The sequence below is a fragment of the Chitinophaga sp. ARDCPP14 genome (assembly GCF_051362515.1).
In the GTDB taxonomy this organism is placed as follows: Bacteria; Bacteroidota; Bacteroidia; order Chitinophagales; family Chitinophagaceae; genus Chitinophaga.
Genome location: NZ_JBKIXB010000028.1, coordinates 1 through 860, shown reverse-complemented (window position 1 = coordinate 860; position 860 = coordinate 1). Strand labels below are relative to the sequence as shown.

Here is an 860-nt window from a genome sequence, read left to right as displayed (position 1 = left end):
TGTGCCGGGTGCATACCCTATTACTGTGGATGTAACTCCGTTGACAGCGGCCAATTACATCTTCACACCGGTGAATGGTACCTTAACTGTTGGGCTCACCTCGCAAACCATCACCTTCCCCGCTATCGCTAACAAAACATATGGCGACGCCGCCTTTACGCTCAGCGCCACCAGCAGTAGTACGTTAGCGGTGAGCTACAGCGTGGTAAGCGGTCCGGCTACCATCAGCGGCAACACCGTTACCATTGCCGGCGCAGGCAGCGTTACCATTGCGGCTGACCAGGCAGGCAACGGCAACTACTCACCGGCCACGCAGGTCACACAAACTTTCAACGTTGCCAAAGCCACCCTAACGGTAACGGCTAATGATAAAAACAGGGCATACAAACAAACTAATCCAACACCGGATTATATCATTACCGGTTTTGTAAACAACGAAAACAGCAGTGTAGTAAGTGGTGATGCCACCATTACCCACACTGCCGATATCAACAGTGCGCCTGGTGTTTATCCGATTACGGTCACTGCGGGCACATTAACAGCCGCTAACTACGACTTTAACTTTGCAGGTGGATCGCTTACTATTACAAAGGCATCTCAAACCATCACCTTCCCGGCTATCTCTAACAAAACATATGGCGATGCGGCCTTTGCGCTCAGCGCCAACAGCGATGCAGGATTAACAGTAGCTTACACCGTAACCGCCGGTCCGGCTACGGTGAGCGGCAACACTGTTACCATCACCGGCGTGGGCAATGTAACCATAAGCGCTACACAGGCAGGTGACGCCAATTACACGGCGGCAGCAGCGGTGAGCCAGTCGTTCCAGGTAGCGCCGGCCACGCTGACCGTAACTGCGG

Annotated in this window: 1 protein-coding gene; it reads left to right on the top strand. The window is 53.5% G+C overall.

Annotated features, from left to right (window positions below):
• Positions 1-860: MBG domain-containing protein (locus tag ACLHR0_RS31630; RefSeq protein WP_436491694.1), on the top strand; the 860-nt coding region annotated here is incomplete at both ends.